Origin of the sequence: Yoonia sp. 67-2, from assembly GCF_035117555.1 — a bacterium.
Lineage (GTDB): Bacteria > Pseudomonadota > Alphaproteobacteria > Rhodobacterales > Rhodobacteraceae > Yoonia.
In genome coordinates this window covers 178,247-195,737 of record NZ_JAYKPK010000004.1, presented here as the reverse complement: position 1 = coordinate 195,737, position 17,491 = coordinate 178,247, and the positions used below count along the sequence as shown (strand labels likewise).

The 17,491-nt window shown below is 59.5% G+C and carries 16 protein-coding genes and 1 tRNA gene; 15 read left to right on the top strand and 2 right to left on the bottom strand.

The window, feature by feature from the left end:
• Positions 1–108: 108 nt before the first annotated feature.
• The 10 genes from VOY09_RS08515 to VOY09_RS08470 all read left to right on the top strand — a co-directional run bounded on the left by VOY09_RS08515 (position 109) and on the right by VOY09_RS08470 (position 11,321).
• Positions 109–1,368 (top strand): ABC transporter substrate-binding protein, encoded by a 1,260-nt coding sequence (locus tag VOY09_RS08515; RefSeq protein ID WP_322893934.1) that lies wholly within the window; start codon positions 109–111, stop codon positions 1,366–1,368.
• Positions 1,369–1,462: 94 nt separating this feature from the next.
• On the top strand, positions 1,463–2,419 hold the full coding sequence (locus tag VOY09_RS08510; protein WP_322893935.1) for a sugar ABC transporter permease: 957 nt from the start codon (positions 1,463–1,465) through the stop codon (positions 2,417–2,419).
• Positions 2,419–3,267 (top strand): carbohydrate ABC transporter permease, encoded by an 849-nt coding sequence (locus VOY09_RS08505; protein WP_322893936.1) that lies wholly within the window; start codon positions 2,419–2,421, stop codon positions 3,265–3,267. The genes VOY09_RS08510 and VOY09_RS08505 overlap by 1 nt, the downstream gene beginning before the upstream one ends.
• A gap of 5 nt (positions 3,268–3,272) precedes the next feature.
• Positions 3,273–5,357, top strand: a complete 2,085-nt coding sequence (locus VOY09_RS08500; protein WP_322893937.1) for an alpha-galactosidase — start codon at positions 3,273–3,275, stop codon at positions 5,355–5,357.
• A complete protein-coding gene (locus tag VOY09_RS08495; protein ID WP_322893938.1) occupies positions 5,354–6,112 on the top strand; it encodes an SDR family oxidoreductase in 759 nt (252 codons plus the stop codon). Before VOY09_RS08500 ends, VOY09_RS08495 begins: the two co-directional genes overlap by 4 nt.
• Positions 6,109–7,008 carry a 2-dehydro-3-deoxygalactonokinase gene (locus VOY09_RS08490; RefSeq protein WP_322893939.1) on the top strand — a complete coding sequence of 300 codons (900 nt, stop codon included), beginning with the start codon at positions 6,109–6,111 and terminating at the stop codon, positions 7,006–7,008. The genes VOY09_RS08495 and VOY09_RS08490 overlap by 4 nt, the downstream gene beginning before the upstream one ends.
• A 3-nt stretch (positions 7,009–7,011) precedes the next feature.
• Positions 7,012–7,617: a 2-dehydro-3-deoxy-6-phosphogalactonate aldolase gene (locus VOY09_RS08485; RefSeq protein ID WP_322893940.1), complete on the top strand. Its 606-nt coding sequence runs from the start codon at positions 7,012–7,014 to the stop codon at positions 7,615–7,617.
• The gene (locus VOY09_RS08480) at positions 7,614–8,435 is read left to right on the top strand and encodes an SMP-30/gluconolactonase/LRE family protein (RefSeq protein WP_322893941.1); all 822 of its coding nucleotides are present in this window, start codon (positions 7,614–7,616) and stop codon (positions 8,433–8,435) included. Before VOY09_RS08485 ends, VOY09_RS08480 begins: the two co-directional genes overlap by 4 nt.
• Before the next feature lie 40 nt (positions 8,436–8,475).
• Positions 8,476–10,377: a beta-galactosidase gene (locus tag VOY09_RS08475; RefSeq protein WP_322893942.1), complete on the top strand. Its 1,902-nt coding sequence runs from the start codon at positions 8,476–8,478 to the stop codon at positions 10,375–10,377.
• Complete coding sequence (locus VOY09_RS08470; protein ID WP_322893943.1) at positions 10,377–11,321, top strand: aldose epimerase family protein; 945 nt, start codon at positions 10,377–10,379, stop codon at positions 11,319–11,321. The genes VOY09_RS08475 and VOY09_RS08470 overlap by 1 nt, the downstream gene beginning before the upstream one ends.
• Positions 11,322–11,348: 27 nt before the next feature.
• Here VOY09_RS08470 and uraH read toward each other — a convergent pair whose 3' ends face one another.
• The gene (uraH, locus tag VOY09_RS08465; RefSeq protein WP_322893944.1) at positions 11,349–11,693 is read right to left on the bottom strand and encodes a hydroxyisourate hydrolase; all 345 of its coding nucleotides are present in this window, start codon (positions 11,691–11,693) and stop codon (positions 11,349–11,351) included.
• Positions 11,694–11,858: 165 nt separating this feature from the next.
• Between uraH and VOY09_RS08460 the strand changes: the two genes are divergently transcribed.
• From VOY09_RS08460 to VOY09_RS08445, 4 genes are all read left to right on the top strand, one after another.
• Positions 11,859–13,250, top strand: a complete 1,392-nt coding sequence (locus VOY09_RS08460; RefSeq protein WP_322893945.1) for a cytochrome ubiquinol oxidase subunit I — start codon at positions 11,859–11,861, stop codon at positions 13,248–13,250.
• 5 nt (positions 13,251–13,255) lie between these two features.
• The gene (locus tag VOY09_RS08455; protein WP_322893946.1) at positions 13,256–14,266 is read left to right on the top strand and encodes a cytochrome d ubiquinol oxidase subunit II; all 1,011 of its coding nucleotides are present in this window, start codon (positions 13,256–13,258) and stop codon (positions 14,264–14,266) included.
• A 96-nt stretch (positions 14,267–14,362) separates the two neighbouring features.
• Positions 14,363–14,439, top strand: a tRNA-Met gene (locus tag VOY09_RS08450).
• A gap of 57 nt (positions 14,440–14,496) precedes the next feature.
• Positions 14,497–15,909, top strand: coding sequence for an FAD-binding oxidoreductase (locus tag VOY09_RS08445; protein WP_322893947.1), 1,413 nt, complete (start codon positions 14,497–14,499; stop codon positions 15,907–15,909).
• Between the two features lie 41 nt (positions 15,910–15,950).
• On the opposite strand, the gene VOY09_RS08440 is transcribed toward VOY09_RS08445, so the two are convergent.
• On the bottom strand, positions 15,951–16,205 hold the full coding sequence (locus VOY09_RS08440; protein ID WP_322893948.1) for a hypothetical protein: 255 nt from the start codon (positions 16,203–16,205) through the stop codon (positions 15,951–15,953).
• 178 nt (positions 16,206–16,383) lie between these two features.
• On the opposite strand from VOY09_RS08440, the gene VOY09_RS08435 reads away from it, so the two are divergent.
• Positions 16,384–17,430, top strand: coding sequence for a PRC-barrel domain-containing protein (locus VOY09_RS08435; protein WP_322893949.1), 1,047 nt, complete (start codon positions 16,384–16,386; stop codon positions 17,428–17,430).
• The last annotated feature ends 61 nt before the right edge of the window (positions 17,431–17,491 follow it).

The window sequence follows — 17,491 nt, the reverse complement described above, 5'->3', positions numbered from 1 at the left end:
AATGTTGTTGACAAAGCTAGCGGCTTTGCGGTTAAGTATCAATATGCAAAACAAGGTTTCATATAATGGAACCACGTTGACCATATCAAGCACCTTAGGGAGGATATTATGAATTCTGTTTTCAAGACGTCGTTCGCGGCGCTCGTCGCGGCGGGCATTGTGGCTTCGGCCACCACTGCCACTGCGCAATCACTGACCGGCGATCTGGTCATTTTCTCTGACATGCATGACCCGGCGCCGCGCGCGGTGATGGAGGATATGGCGGCGCGTTTCGGCGAAATGCACCCCGATCTGAATGTCGAAGTGACGATCATCGACCGCGAAGCCTATAAAACCCAGATCCGCAACTTTCTGACCGCCGATGCGCCGGATGTGGCGAATTGGTATGCCGCCAACCGGATGCTGCCCTATGTGGAGGCTGGTCTGTTCGAAGATGTGTCCGACATCTGGGACGAGCAGATGAGCGAAGAACTGGCCTCGACCAAAGGCGCCTTGTCGGTGGATGACGCGCAATATGGCGTGCCTTATACCTATTACCAATGGGGCGTTTATTACCGCAAAGATATATTTGAGGACCTCGGCCTGTCCGAACCCACGACATGGGAAGAAGAGCTGGCGAATTGCCAGGCCCTGCTCGACAATGGCATCAAATGCTACACGATCGGGACCCGCTTTTTGTGGACCACGGGCGGCTGGTTCGATTACATGAACATGCGCACCAATGGCTATGAATTCCACGCGCGCCTGACCAATGGCGAAGAAAGCTGGTTGAGCGATGAGGTTCGCGCGACCTTTGCCAATTGGCGGCAGCTGATCGATATGGGTGCCTTTATCGACGACCACCAGAATTATGACTGGCAGGAAGCGCTGCCCTTCATGGTGAATGGGCAGGCGGCCAGCTATCTGATGGGTAACTTTGCGGTCGCGCCGATGCGCGAAGCGGGCATGAATGACGATATGCTGGATTTCTATCAGTTCGTGGAAATCACCCCGGACCTTCCCCGCGGGGAAGATGCGCCGACCGATACATTCCACATCCCGACAGGGGCGACCAATAAAGAGGCCGCGCGCGAGTTTCTGAAATTCGTGGTCTCGGCGGAAAACCAGACGCTGATCAATAATGGCGACAATCTGGGGCAATTGCCGGTCAACTCTGCCTCGACCGTGGGTGAGGACAAGTTCCTGCAGGAAGGGTTCGACATGCTGTCCAACCGCGCGCCCGGTGGGATCGCGCAGTTCTTTGACCGCGACGCGCCTGCTGAAATGGCCGTTGCGGGGATGGAAGGGTTCCAGGAATTCATGGTCTTCCCCGACAATCTGGAGGATATCCTGCAGCGGTTGGAAAACACCCGGCTGGATAGCCAGTGATCCGATAAAGGGGTGCGCATAATGCGCGCCCTACCATCGGGTGCGCATTCATTGCGCACCTGACCAGACCACGCCAGATAGACAGGTCCCGCCCATGACAATTTCCACCGACAGCTATAGCCAGCCCAAACGCGGCTGGTATCGCCGCAACGAAATCGCCATCACGCCCTGGCTGTTCCTGGCGCCGGGCCTGTTGTTCTTTTTCGTCTATGTCGTGGCACCGATCTGGCAAAGTTTCGGCCTTTCGCTTTATGACTGGAACGGGTTGGGCGATGTCAGCACCAATGGCACCTATGTCGGTCTGGAAAACTATAACAAACTCTTCGGTCTGAATGGTGAACGGGCCGACCGCAACTTTCAGATTTCGTTATGGAATAACCTGCGCTGGCTGGTGCTGTATCTGCTGGCGATTCCCGCCGGGCTGATGATCGCGCTGTTTCTGAACCAGAATGTGCGCGGGATCAGGCTGTATAAGTCTTTGTTCTTCTTTCCCTTCGTGATTTCGCAGGTCGTTGTCGGGCTGGTGTTCACATGGTTCTACATGCCCAATAACGGGTTGTTCACCGTGATCACCAACCTGTTCGGCTTTCAGATTCCGGGCGGCGTGTTGGGCAACCCCAATACCGCGACCTACGGGATCATCATCGCGGGGCTTTGGCCGCAGACGGCCTATTGCATGATCCTCTATCTGACCGGGCTGAACGCCGTGGACCCCGAACAGGTCGAGGCCGCGCGTCTGGATGGTGCCAAGGGCCGCAAGATGCTGTGGTATGTGATCCTGCCGCAATTGAAACCGGCGACATTTCTGGCCTTTGTCGTCACGATCATCGGCGCGTTGCGCAGTTTTGATCTGGTGTCGATCATGACCAATGGCGGGCCTTTTGGGTCAACGCGGGTGCTGTCGTTCTATGTATTCGAGAAATCTTTGTCCGAACGCGGTCTGGAATATGGCTATGCCGCAGCGGTGGCTGTGGTGCTGTTCGTGATCATGCTGGTCTTCATCTCCTATTTCCTGTGGGTGATGTATCAAGAAGAAAAGGCGGCACGCTGATGTTTCCCACCCCTGTTCAGAAAACCTCCGCCCCGGTGCGGGTCGGCTATCAGGCGCTGCTGCCATTCGCGCTGGTGCTGTGGCTTCTGCCTTTGATCGCAGTGATGATCTTTTCGATCAAACCGGCGGTGGATTTCACCACCGGTAATTACTGGGGCTGGCCCACATCCTTTGAAGGGTTCACCAATTACGGGCTGGTGTTTTTCGAAAGCGCAATGCCGCGCTATCTGCTCAATTCCGTGCTGATCACGGTGCCGACGGTGATCGGCACTGTGGCTTTGGCCTGCATGACCGGCTTTGCGCTGGGGGTGTATAAGTTCAAAGGCAATCTGCTGATCTTTTTCATGTTCATCGCGGGGAATTTCGTGCCGTTCCAGATCCTGATGGTGCCGGTGCGCGATCTGACCATCGATATGGGGCTTTATAACACCAAGACCGGGCTGATCCTGTTTCACATCGCGTTTCAGACCGGCTTTGCCACCTTGTTCATGCGCAATTTCATCCGCGCCCTGCCCTTTCCGCTGATCGAGGCGGCAAGGGTGGAGGGCGTCGCGGAATGGCGCATTTTCTGGTACGTGGTTCTGCCCTTGATGAAGCCCGCGATTGCCGCGATGGCGGTGCTGGTCTTCACCTTTATCTGGAATGATTATTTCTGGGCGGTGGTGCTGACCCAAGGCCCCGAAAGCCAGCCTGTCACTGCCGGAATCACCAGCTTTAATTCGCAATTCCGCGCCGCCTATCATCTGATGAGCGCGGGTTCCATCGTGGCCGCCCTGCCCCCTGTGGCGATGTTCTTTCTGATGCAGAAACATTTCATCGCGGGCCTGACCCTTGGCGCAGTAAAGTAAGTAAAATGACCAAAACCTACCGGATTGATGATAGCCGTCAGACGCTCGTGCTGGCCGCCCGTAATGACCGCCTGCCGCAGGTGGTTTATTGGGGGCCCGCCCTTGGCGCGGATGAAGACCTTGATATTCTGCATGCCGCCCATGCGATTGACGTCACAGGCGGGATGCTGGACGAAAACCCTGACCTGTCGCTGTCGCCCGAGGCGAGCCGGAGTTTTCCAGGCCAGCCGGGGCTGATCCTGCGGGATGGCGATGGGACGTCCTTGCTGCCGAAATTCTGTTTTGTGGATGCGGTGCAGGACGAAACGTCGCTGGTGCTGACTTATCGCGATGCGGATAATCGTCTGGACCTGACTTGTAGTTTCCTGTCGGATGCGCAGACCAATGTGATCACTTGCCAGACCAAACTGGATGCTGACCGGCCGGTGCATCTGCATTGGCTGGCGGCACCTGTTTTGCCCGGCCCGCAGCAATCGGATGAGATGATCGATGTGTCGGGCCGCTGGTGTGGGGAATTCCAACTGTCGCGCACGGCCTGGTCGCCCGGCATGCGCTATCGCGAGAACCGCACCGGGCGGACGGGGCATGAGCATTTCCCCGGGCTGATCGTGCCCTGCCGTGGGGCGACGAATACGATGGGTGAGGCTTATGCCTTTCACTATGGCTGGTCTGGTGGGCATCGGATGATTGCAGAGGAATTGCCCGATGGCAGGCGGCAGATCCAATGGGGTCATGCCGCGCAGATGGAAACCGAAGCGGCGACGCATTTCAGCACAGCGCCTTTGTATATCGCCTATTCCGACCGTGGGATAAACGGCTGCGCAGTCGCTTTCCAACGCCATTTGCGCGACCGGATCGTCACATGGCCCAAGCCCGAAATCCCGCGCCCGGTGCATTACAACTGCTGGGAAGCGGTCTATTTCGACCACAAACTGCCGGTGCTGAAAGATATCGCCGCCCGTGCTGCCGCGCTTGGCGCGGAACGGTTCGTGCTGGATGACGGCTGGTTCGGGCAGCGCGATGACGACACCCGCAGCCTTTCGGACTGGACGGTCGATCCCCGCAAATACCCTGACGGGCTGCATCCGCTGATCGACCATGTGCATGGGTTGGGCATGACATTCGGCATCTGGTTCGAGCCAGAGATGATCAATGAAGACAGCGATATCCACCGCGCCCATCCCGATTGGGTGCTGGGCAGCGAGGATCAGACGCTGGGCCGCCAGCAAAAGGCGCTGAATATGGCGCTGCCTGCGGTGCGGGATTATCTTTATGACCGCATGGCCGCGATCCTGACCGATCACCCGATTGATTACATCAAATGGGACCATAACCGCGTGCTGCCAATGCCCGATGCATCGCAGACGCGCGGGTCCTATGCGCTGATCGACCGGCTGCGCGCGGATTTCCCGCAGGTCGAGATTGAAAGCTGCGCCTCTGGCGGCGGGCGGATCGATTTCGGCATTTTGCAACGCACCCAGCGCGTCTGGCTCTCCGACAGCAATGACGCGCTGGAACGGCTGCGCATTCAGCATGATGCGGCCTTGTTCCTGCCGATGGCGGTGACCGGCAGCCATGTCGGGCCACGGGTCTGCCATACGTCGGGGCGCACGCTGGATATCTCTTTCCGCGCTTGGGTTGCGGCGCAGCGGCATATGGGGTTCGAGATGGACCCGCGCGAATTGACCGAGCATGAAGCCACAGTGCTGGCCGAGGTCACAAGCTGGTGGAAACATCACCGCCATTGGCTGCATAGAGCGGATATTCTGCGGCTCGATTCCGCCGACCCGGCGGTGATTGCCGAACAGCAATTGGCGCAGGATGCCAGCCGTTTTGTCGTTTTCGCGGGCAAGGCCGCGACCAGTACGCAGATTGTGCCGCGCCCTTTGCGGCTGACAGAACTGGACCCTGCGGCGCGGTATCGCGTGACGCTGATCAACCGTGACAAGGCCACGCATCTGTCGCGCGGCGCGCCTTTGTTGAAGTCGGATGCGCTGGTTGTGACCGGCGCCTATCTGATGCATCACGGCGTGACGCTGCCATGGTCGTTCCCGGAACGGATGTGGGTGCTGGAGGGGGAGAGACTATGATCGCCACGTTTCACGATCTGGCCGGTGCTTCGGTGTTCATCACCGGGGGCGGCAATGGGATTGGTGCGGCGCTGACCGATGGGTTTCTGGCGCAGGGGGCCAAGGTGGCGTTTGTCGGGCGCAAAGATGCGACCGCTTTCGTGGATGAGATGGCCGCGAAACATGGCAATCGGCCTTTGTTCATCCGCTGCGACATTACCGATACAGCGGCTTTGCAGGCTGCTATCGCCACGGCGGCAGATCAGCACGGCCCATTGCGCGCGCTGGTCAATAACGCCGCCAATGACGTGCGCCATGACGCCCGTGAGGTCACGCCGCAGCAATGGGATGATCTGCAGGCGGTCAATCTGAAAGCCTATTTCTTTGCCAGCCAGAAAGCGGCAGAGGTGATGGGGCCCCAAGGTGCGATCATCAACTTTTCCTCGATCAGCTATATGATGGGTGCTGCGGGAATGATCACCTATACCACCGCGAATGCCGGGATCACGGGGATGACCCGCTCGCTGGCGCGGGAATGGGGTCCGCGCGGGATCAGGGTCAATGCGATCGCCCCCGGCTGGGTTTTTACCGAAAAGCAGGAAACAATGTGGGCCACGCCCGAAGGCAAGGCGGCGTTTCTGGAAAAGCAATGTTTGCGGCAGTTCATGACACCGGATGACATGGTCGGGCCGGTGCTGTTTCTGGCCTCGCAAGCCTCGGCGATGATGACGGGGCAGACGATGGTCGTGGATGCTGGCGTAGTGGGGACAGGATGAACCAGATCAATCCCACATGGATCGCTGTCGATTGGGGCACATCGAATGTCCGCGCCTGGGCGATGTCGGCCACTGGCACCGTGCTGGCGCAGGCCGGGTCGGACAAAGGCATGGGTGGGCTGGACCGTGCCGGTTTTGAACCCGCCTTGCTGGCGTTGATCGGCGATTGGCTGGATGGCCCGACCCCGGTGATCGCCTGCGGCATGGTCGGATCGCGGCAAGGCTGGGTCGAAGCGCCCTATGCCGCCACCCCCTGCCCGCCGCAATCACCCGGTTTCGCGCGGCCCGAAACGCAGGACCAGCGGCTGGATGTCCATGTCATCCCCGGCGTCAAACAGATGCAGCCCGCCGATGTCATGCGTGGCGAGGAAACCCAGATCGCGGGGTTTCTGGCGCAGAATAAAGGCTGGGACGGGGTGATCTGTCTGCCCGGCACCCATACCAAATGGGTCCATGTCAGCGCCGATGAAATCGTCAGTTTCCAGACATTCATGACAGGTGAGCTGTTCGCCGCTTTGGCCAGCCATAGCGTGCTGCGCCATTCGATTGCTGCCGAAGGCTGGGATGATGCGGCTTTCGACCAAGGTCTGTCCGATACCTATTCAAGGCCCGAGAAAATCGCCGGGCGGTTGTTTTCGCTGCGCGCCGAAGGTCTGTTGCATGACCTGCCGTGTCATGCGGCGCGCGCGCGGCTGTCGGGTCTGCTGATCGGGGCGGAACTTGCTGCGGCCAAACCCTATTGGCTGGGCCAGCAGATTGCCGTGATCGGCGCGGGCGGGCTCGCCTCGCTTTACGTCAAGGCACTGGCGCAGCAAGCTGTGCCTGCCACGCAGGTCAATGCGGAAAAAGCCACGCTCGCCGGGCTGACCGCCGCTTATCGCCAGTTGAAAGGATAAACCATGCACCGTCCCCTGATCGCCATCCTGCGCGGCATCACACCCGCCGAGGCTTTGCCCGTGACCGAGGCGCTGATCAAAGCCGGGATCACAAGGATCGAAGTGCCGCTGAACTCGCCTGACCCGTTCGACAGTATCGGCCAGATGGTGCGATCCTTTGGCGATGACGCGCTGATCGGCGCAGGCACGGTGCTGTCCACCGATGATGTGGGCCGCGTGGCGCAGGTGGGGGGCAAGCTGATCGTGTCGCCCAATTGCGACCCGCGCGTGATTGTCGCAACCAAGGCGGCGGGCATGCAAAGCTGGCCCGGAGTGATGACGCCGACGGAATGTTTTGCCGCGCTGAAGGCCGGGGCGGATGGGTTGAAGATTTTCCCCGCCAGCCTGATCGGCCCGGATGGTGTCAAGGCGATCCGCGCAGTGCTGCCCAAAGGCACGCAGCTCTATGCCGTCGGTGGCGCGGGTGCTAGCAATTTTGCAACATGGATGGCCGCATCCATCGACGGTTTCGGCATCGGAACAGCCATTTATCAACCTGGCCTGTCGGTCGCCGATATCGCAGCCCGCGCGCAGGAGATTGTCACAGCCTATGATGAGGCCAGCAAATGATCCATGACGATACCCAATGCATTCTTGGTGAAGGGCCGCTGTGGCATCCTGTGCGTGGTGAATTGTTCTGGTTCGATATTCTGGGCAAGCGCCTGCATTGCAAGGCACGGCACTGGCAGTTTGACGAATATGTCTCTGCCGCGGGTTGGGTCGATGCGGATACGTTGCTGATTGCCAGCCAGTCTGCGCTGTTCCGGCTCGATCTGCGCGATGGCAGCCAGACCAAGCTGTGCGATCTGGAGGCTGACAATCCTGTCACCCGGTCCAATGATGGCCGCGCCGACCCGCTGGGTGGGTTCTGGATCGGGACGATGGGGATTGAGGCGGAAGAGGGCGCAGGCGCGATCTATCGCTATTACAAAGGCGCATTGCGCCAGATCATCGCGCCGGTCACGATTTCCAATGCGATCTGTTTCGCGCCGGATGGCAAGAGTGCATATTTCGCCGATACGCCGCTGCAAAAGATCATGCGCGTCAGCTTGGATGCCGATGGCTGGCCCATGGGCGATCCAGTCGTCCATATCGACCTGACCGACACCGATCTGCACCCTGATGGCGCGGTCGTCGATGCGCAGGGCAATCTGTGGAATGCGCAATGGGGTGCGGGGCGCGTCGCGGGCTATGCGCCGGATGGGACCTTTATCGAAAGCTATCATTTCCCTGCCACGCAAACCTCCTGCCCCGCTTTCGGGGGTGATGATCTGACGACGCTTTTCTGCACCTCTGCCGCCACCGGGCTGGATGGTGCGGATCAGGGCAAAACCTATACCACATCCACATCCTACAAAGGACAGGCCGAACATCAGGTCATCCTGTGATCCTGCCCTCGCTTTGTTCCAAATACTCAAAGGCTGACCTATGAAACGCACACTCGGCGTCTGTTATTACCCCGAACATTGGCCCGAAGATCAATGGGCCGAAGATGCCGCGCGCATGGTCGATGCGGGCCTGTCCTGGGTGCGGATCGGGGAATTCGCCTGGCAGCGGATGGAGGCGGTGCCTGGCACCATGACATGGGACTGGCTCGACCGCGCGATTGACGTGCTGGGATCAGCAGGGTTGCAGGTCATCCTGGGCACGCCAACCGCGACGCCGCCGCGCTGGATGCTGGATAAATATCCCGACATGCTGGCCGTCGATGCCGCAGGGCGGGTACGCAAATTCGGGTCGCGCCGGCATTATGATTTCAGCCATCAGGGCTATCGCGATGAATGCCGCCGGATCGCGCGACTGATGGGTGAACGCTATGGCAAGAACCCGCATGTCACCGCCTGGCAGATCGACAATGAATATGATTGCCATGATACCACCCTGTCCTATTCCGATACCGCCAAACGCGGGTTTCAGGACTGGCTGGCGCAGAAATACCAATCGCCTGATGCGCTGAACCGGGCCTGGGGCAATGTGTTCTGGTCGATGGATTATGACAGCTTTGATCAGATCGATTTACCCAATCTGACAGTGACCGAACCGAACCCCGCGCATGTGCTGGCGTTCCGGCGGTATTCATCCGATCAGGTCGTGGCCTTTAACAAGGTGCAGGCCGATGAACTCCGCCGCCATACATCTGCGCCTTTGATCCACAATTACATGGGCCGCATCACGACATTCGATCATTGGAAGGTCGGGGCGGATCTGGATATCGCGTCGTGGGATAGTTATCCGATTGGCTTTCTGTCGGACCGGCTCGAAGGCACGGCCAAGGAAAAGGCCACTTTCCTGCGCCAAGGCCACCCTGATATGCAGGCTTTCCACCATGATCTGTATCGCGCGGTCGGCAAAGGCCGGCTTTGGGTGATGGAACAGCAACCCGGCCCGGTCAACTGGGCGCCTTATAATCCTGCCCCGCTGCCCGGTATGGCCCGGCTTTGGGCGTGGGAGGCGTTTGCCCATGGTGCCGAAACCGTCTGCTATTTCCGCTGGCGGCAGGCGCCTTTCGCGCAGGAACAGAACCATGCCGGTCTGCTGCGCCCTGATTCTGCCCCCGCCCCCGCCTTGGGTGAATGCCGTCAGGTCGCCGATGAAATCGCCGCCCTGCCCGATGTCGGGACGGCACAGGCGCAGGCCGCGCTGGTGTTCGACTATGAAAGCGCATGGGGTTGGGACACCCAACCGCAGGGCGCGGATTTCGAGGCGTTTCGTCTGGCCTTCGCCGCCTATCGTGCTTTGCGCCGGGCGGGGTTGAATATCGACATTCTGCCGCCGGATTGTGCCGATCTGTCCGCCTATAAACTCGTGCTGGCACCGGGGCTGATGAAGATCAGCGCCCCGCTGCGCAAGGCATTGGCGGGTTTCAAAGGTATCGCCCTGATCGGCCCGCGCAGTGATACCAAGACCGATGAACTGGCGATCCCCAATCCGCTTGGCCCCGATCTGCCCGATACTGAAGTCAGTGTCGTGCTGACCGAAAGCATCCCACCCGATGCCAAGGTCAAGCTGCAAGGCGGCGGCACTTTCCGGCATTGGTTCGAACATCTGGAAGGCACGGCCCCCGTGCATCTGTCCACCAAGTCAGGCCAGCCCGCGATCATGGGCGGCGATCACCTGCGCTATCTCGCCGGCTGGCCGGATGAGGCGACCTTTGACGCGATCATCGGCGGGCTGTGTGATGCGCTCGACCTGCCCAGCTATACTTTGCCCGAAGGGCTGCGGATCAGGGATAGTGCGACGCATCGTTTCGTGTTCAATTACGCCCCAATTGCCCAGATCTGGAACGGCGCGATCGTGCCAGCAGCAGGGGTGCATTGGGAGGCATTGTGATGCAGGTTTTCGGCACGACAAAAGACGGCAAAGAGGTCCACGCAATCAAGCTGGAAGCGGGTGATCTGACAGTCACCTTGCTGACCTATGGTGCGCGGTTGCAGGATGTCCGGCTGACCGGTGTCGATCATTCGCTGACCATTGGGTCGGATGATCTGGCCGATTACGAAGGCGAGCTGCTTTATCATGGCGCGCTGGTCGGCCCGATTGCCAACCGGATCGGCAATGCCCGCATCCGGCTTGACGGGATGATGTATGAGCTGGAACGCAATGAAGACGGGCAGCGGCATCTGCATTCCGGTGCGGAAGGTCTGCATGCGCAGGTCTGGGATGTGGTTGCGGTGACAGACACCGCCGCCACTTTGGCGCTGGATCTGCCCGATGGCATGGCGGGCTTGCCCGGCAAGCGGCGTGTGACGGCGGAATTTACGCTGACCGCCCCTGCCACGCTGAACCTGAAAATCACCGCGACCAGCGATGTGGCGAGCGTGATGAATATCGCCAATCATTCCTATTGGAACCTTGACGGCACCCCGAACTGGCACGGTCACCGGATGAAGATCGCCGCCGATCATTACCTGCCAATCGATGCCGCCACCTGCCCCACGGGTGATGTGACGGATGTAAGCGGCACCGATATGGATTTCCGCGACGGCCCGGTCTTGGGGCCGCAGACACCGGCGCTGGATCACAATTTCTGCCTGTCAGAGGGGCTGGAAGCGCCACGCGATGTGCTCTGGCTGACTGGTCAGAGCGGTGTCAGCATGGTCATGGCGACGAATATGCCGGGCATGCAGGTCTTTGACGGCCGCCCCACCCATGGCGCATTGGCGCTGGAGGCGCAGCATTGGCCTGACGCGCCGAACCATGCGCATTTCCCGCAGATCAAGATCGCGGCGGGTGAGACTTATGAGCAGATCACGTCATGGCGATTTGCACCGTAGGATGTGTGATATCACGCATCCTACCCATCAGCTTCCCCGATAAGTCGAAAACCCGAAGGGCGAGACCAGCAGTGGCACATGATAATGTGACGCCGGATCATTGATGCCAAAGCGGATCGGGATGTCGTCAAGGAACCGCGGATCATCGGGGCGGGCGAAGTAAGCGCCTGCGTGAAAGACAAGTTCATACCGGCCCACGGCGAAATCTACGGCGGGGAGAATCGGGCTGTCTGTGCGGCCGTCTGCATTGGTCACCATCGTGACGATATGCACAGGCGCACCCCCGGAAAGCCGGTAGAGATCGACCCGCATCCCCGCCGCAGGCACACCATTGGCGGTATCAAGAACATGTGTTGTCAGAAATCCAGTCATCGCCTGCCTTTTTGGTCGAAAATTACGCCACAGATACCGTATATTTACTTTTGTGTTGTAAGGTTAAAAGGACGAGGTTGGTTCCGCGCCCTGCTGTCGCACCCCAATGACACAAGGCTTCATTTGGCTATATATGGGTCAACGTCAGCGTAAAGGTGAAAGCAAATGATGGAAACACTCCTTTTGTCCCGGATACAATTCGCGGCCAATATTTCATTCCATATCCTGTTCCCGACGATCACCATCGCGCTGGGTTGGGTGCTTTTGTTCTTCAAGATCCGCTACAACATGACCCGCGACGACCGCTGGATGGAGGCCTATCGCTTCTGGGTCAAAATCTTTGCCTTGTCATTCGCCATGGGCGTTGTGTCGGGCATCACCATGTCGTTCCAGTTCGGCACCAATTGGCCGGGTTTCATGGAAACCGTGGGCAATATTGCGGGGCCGCTGCTGGCCTATGAAATCATGACCGCGTTTTTCCTCGAGGCGGTATTTCTGGGCATCATGCTGTTCGGGTTCAGCCGGGTGCCGAACTGGCTGCATACGACAGCGACCTTTCTGGTGGCTTTCGGCACGCTGATGTCGGCCTTCTGGATCATTGTGCTGAATTCCTGGATGCATACGCCGCAGGGGTATGAGATGCGCGATGGCGTCGCCCATGCGACCGATTGGTTCGCGATCATCTTCAACCCGTCGATGCCGTATCGTTTCACCCATATGGTGGTGGCCAGCTTCCTGACCGTCAGCTTCCTGATTGCAGGTGTCAGCGCCTTCCGCTGGCTGATCGGCGGGCGCACGGCTGGTGTCCGGGTCGCGTTGAAAACTGCCGTTTTCGGTGCGGCCTTGTTGATGCCGGTGCAGATTTTCATCGGTGACATGCATGGGTTGAACACCAAGGAATATCAACCGGCCAAGGTCGCCGCGATGGAAGGGCATTGGGAAACCGGGGGCAATGTGCCGCTGATCCTGTTTGCTCTGCCGGATCAGGAAGCGCGGGAAAACCGGTTCGAGGTGGCGATTCCCAACCTCGCGTCCTTCATCCTCACCCATACATGGGATGGCGAGGTGCAGGGGCTGAATGATTTCGTCGCCGATGATGGCACAGCCTTGCATCCGCGCGTCGCACCGGTGTTCTGGTCGTTCCGGGTGATGATCGGCACCGGTGTGGCGATGCTGCTGCTGAGCTGGGCGGCGTCCTTCATGATGCTGCGGCGTAAACGCGGGGTGGAAGGTCTGCCCAAACCGATGCTTTACGCGCTGGTGGCGATGTCCTTCAGCGGCTGGCTTGCCACGCTGGCGGGTTGGTATACGACTGAAATCGGCCGCCAGCCCTGGCTGGTGACAGGGGTGATGACCACGCAGCAGGCGGTGGCCGATGTGCCTGCGCCGATGGTGCTGGGCACGCTGATCGCCTATCTGGTGGTCTATGCGCTGTTGCTGGGGGCCTATGTCTATGTGATCTTCTATCTGGCGCGGAAAATGGCGCAGGGGAAGGATATCGGCACCAATGTGGCACCCTCCACGGCGGCTGCACCCAAAGCTGTCCCGGCGGAGTGAATAGCATGAATACTTTTGGTGATCCGGCTCTCTGGCTGCCCTTCGTCTTTGCCGGGCTGATGGGTCTGTCGATCCTGATCTATGTCGTATTAGATGGGTTCGATCTGGGCGTCGGTGTGCTGTTCCCTTTCGCCGATGATGATGAGAAGGACCGCATGATCGCCTCCATCGGGCCGTTCTGGGATGCCAATGAGACATGGCTGGTGCTGGCGGTGGGCTTACTGCTCGTGGCCTTTCCGACAGCGCATGGCGCGATCCTGACCGCGCTTTATCTGCCGGTGGCGATCATGCTGATCGGGCTGATCCTGCGTGGTGTGGCATTCGAATTCCGCGCCAAGGCGCCCGCACCGCATAAACATCTTTGGAACAATGCGTTTTTCGCAGGGTCGCTGATGACCTCGCTGTCGCAAGGCTTCATGCTGGGCATGTATATCATGGGGCTGGAATGGAACTGGGCGAATGCCGGTTTCGCCACACTGACGGCGGTCTTTCTGACCGTCGGCTATAGTTTCATTGGTGCCACCTGGGTCATTCACAAAACCGATGAGCATTTACAGCGCAAGGCGGTGGATTGGGCCAAAGGCGGGATCTGGGGGCTGGTGCTGGGGATCGGACTGATTTCGATGGCGACACCCTTGGTTTCTGCGCGGATTTTTGACAAATGGTTCAGCTGGCCAGAGGCGCTTTTGCTGTCACCGTTGCCGATCATCTCCGGGTTACTGGTTGTCTGGCTGTGGTGGATGTTGCGCCGCATGCCATACATGAACGACCGCTGGTCATATTTGCCTTTCGCGGCGGCGACATCGCTTTGGGTGATGGCATTCGGTGGCATGGCCTATAGTTTTTATCCCTATGTCGTGCCCGATCAGCTGACGATCTATGAGGCGGCCAGCGCACCGGAAAGCCTGTTCATCATCCTGATCGGCACGCTTTTCGTGTTGCCTGCGATTTTGGGTTATACGATTCTGGCCTATACCGTGTTTCGCGGCAAAGCGACGGACCTGCGCTACGACTAGGCGCAGGCTGGATCGTGATCCACCTTACCATATGTCAAATCGGCAGAATCGGTTTGACACCCCCCCGCCACTTGCGTAATCGGACGCTCATGGTTTGGCGCGGTAGCTCAGTTGGTTAGAGCGATCGACTCATAATCGATAGGTCGGGAGTTCAAGTCTCCCCCACGCCACCACCTTTCCCTTGCCAACAAACCTCCTTAACGTGCCGCAAACCGCACGAAAGGCATGCCATGTCCGTCCTTGACCAGATTGCCGCCGTTCTTGGCGCAGAATGCATCCTGACCGGCGTGGATGCTGCCCCCTATGGCACCGACTGGACCGGGGCTTATGTATCCACCCCGCTTGCCGTGCTGCGCCCAAAAAGCACCGCCGAAGTCTCCGCTATTATGCAGATCGCCCATGCAACGCGCACCCCAGTCGTGCCTGCCGCGGGCCGCACCGGGCTGACCGGGGCGACCACGGCGGAGGGCGCGCTGGTGCTGTCGGTCGAACGGCTCAACCAGATCACAGAGATCAATGTCGCGGGCCGCACCGCCACTGTGGGGGCGGGTGTGATACTGTCGCACCTGCATGATGCCGCAGCCAAGCATGACCTGATCTTTGCGCTGACCTTGGGCGCGCGGGGGTCCGCGATGATCGGCGGGCTGCTGTCCACCAATGCAGGCGGATCGAACGTGGTGCGTTATGGCAGCACGCGCGGCCTGTGTCTGGGGCTGGAGGTCGTGCTGGCCGATGGCCGGGTGATGAATCTGATGTCTGCGCTGCATAAAGACAATTCCGGGCTTGATCTGCGCAATCTGATCATCGGCGCGGAAGGCACATTGGGCATCATCACCGCCGCCGTGCTGAAACTGCACCCCAAGCCGCTGGCCTATGCCACCGCCATGGTCGCGGTGCCGTCGCTGGCTGATGCGCTGGATCTACTGCACCGTTTGCAGGCCGAAACCGGCGGCGGCGTGGAGGCGTTTGAATATATGCCGCGCAGCTATATCGCCAAACACCGCCAGATGTTCCCCGAGATGCCGCCGCCTTTTGCGCAGGATCACGACGTCAATATCATGATCGAGGTTGCCGCGACCATGGCCCGCGACGCCACCCCCAGTTCCGACGGACAAGTGCCAGTGGTGACACTGCTGGAAGATATCCTTGGACAGATGCTGGAAGATGGCAGCTTGCTTGATGCCGTGATCGCGCAGAATGAGGCGCAGCGCCGCCAGATCTGGAAACGACGCGAGGATGCGGGCCATGTCGCCTTTTTCGGCGGGCATTTCGTGAATACCGATGTGGCCCTGCCGCTGGACAAGGTCGCGGCGTTCGAGGGCGCATTGACGCCACGGTTGAAGGCCATCGACCCGGATGTCGATGAGGTGCTGGTCGCGCATCTGGGCGACGGCAATATCCATCACACGAGCTATATCAGCCGCAACGATCCCGCAGTGATGCAGGCCATGGTCGAAGCGGTGGAAGATGTGGTGCAGGAGCTGGGCGGGTCATTCAGCGCCGAACATGGGGTCGGCCTATCGAAGATCGACACGATGCGGCGGCGCAAAGACCCGGTGGCGCTGGATGTGATGCGGGCGGTCAAGGCAGCGATCGACCCCCACAATATCCTGAACCCCGGCAAGGTGATTCCGGCTGGCTGACGACAAAGGTTCATTTGCCCTGTCCGCCATCGCCGCAATCGTTACACTTCGGGCGCTGTCGGGTCAGGCAGCGGGCTTTGGCGACCTTCCACCTTGGTTTCGTCCCAGCCTGCATCCTGCCGTTTGATCCGGCGTGAAATCGCGTAGCTGATCGGCCATGTCGCGACAAATCCGACAGCGGCAGCGCCGCCGATGGCGGGCCAAGAGTACCAGCCCAGCGACAAAACCAGAATGACCAGCGCACCGGTGACGACCGATCCGACGGCGAGGGAAAGATAGATGCTGAGGCGGTCCATGATATGTCCTTCTTCTGTATTGGTCCAACGCGGGGGCAGCAGCATCCGTTCCGCCCAGCGGCGAAACCCGCCTGACCCGCCAACAATGCAGGAACGGATGCCGCAAGGCTGACGTTCCTTGGATATTGGGCGAACAAGCAGCCGGTACCCGACCTGCATTCAGCCCGGAGGACATATTATGAATAGATTTCTCTCAACAACGGCCCTCGTCATTGCGATGGGTCTGCCATCGGTCACGCTGGCACAGGTCACAACCGACGAAACCACAGCAGAAACCACAACCGAAACCAGCGCCACATCGGGCTTTTTGTCAGAACGCGCGCAGACGGATATTTTCGTATCCGAACTGATGGGCATGGATGTCTATGCACAGGCCAGCACTTCTGGCACAGAAACCGACACAGCGGCTGATCTGAGCAGCGAAAACACCGATGACATGGCCACCGCGCCGGATGATGGCACAGCCACGACCACAGGCGGCACCATGGATGATCTGGAAGTCATCGGCCAGATCAACGAAGTGATCCTGTCCGCTGACGGCGAAGTCCGCGCGCTGGTGATCGGTGTCGGCGGTTTCCTTGGCATGGGCGAACAGGATGTCGCGATGGGCATGGACAAGCTGGATTTCACCACCAGCCCGGATGATATGGGCGAATTGATCATCATCGCCGATACCAATGCCGATGAGCTAGGGCAGACGCCTGCATTTGACCGCACCACCACCGGCGCGGGTGACCGCAGCGATCTGGAAGCCGAAGGTCAGGGTGGTCAGGTGACCGAGACACAGGACGGGATGCCGACCGACGCTGAAAATGACGGCACTGATGCGACCGATCCGGACGCCATGCCGATGGACGGTCAGCCGGGTATGCAGGCCGATGATACGGAACGTGGTGCCTTTGCCGCGCCTGATATCGAACGTGACGGTTATGGCCGTATGGAAGTCGGCAGCGTGTCCAGCGACACATTGGTCGGTCAATCGGTCTATGACATCAACGACACCGATGTCGGCACTGTGGAAGAGCTGATCCTGGGTGAAGGTGGCGAGGTCATGGATGTGATCATCGATTTCGGTGGTTTTCTGGGCATCGGCAGCCGCCAGGCGGCTTTGTCCTATGACGAGCTGACCATCCTGACGACGGAAGCGAATGACGATGTGCGTGTCTATGTCGATGCGACGGAAGAGCAGATCCAGAACCTGCCGGAATACGAATCCGCAAATTGATACGGCCTGGTGATGGCGCGTGACGATGCGCTGTCACCTTTCCCGCAAAGAAAAGAGGCCG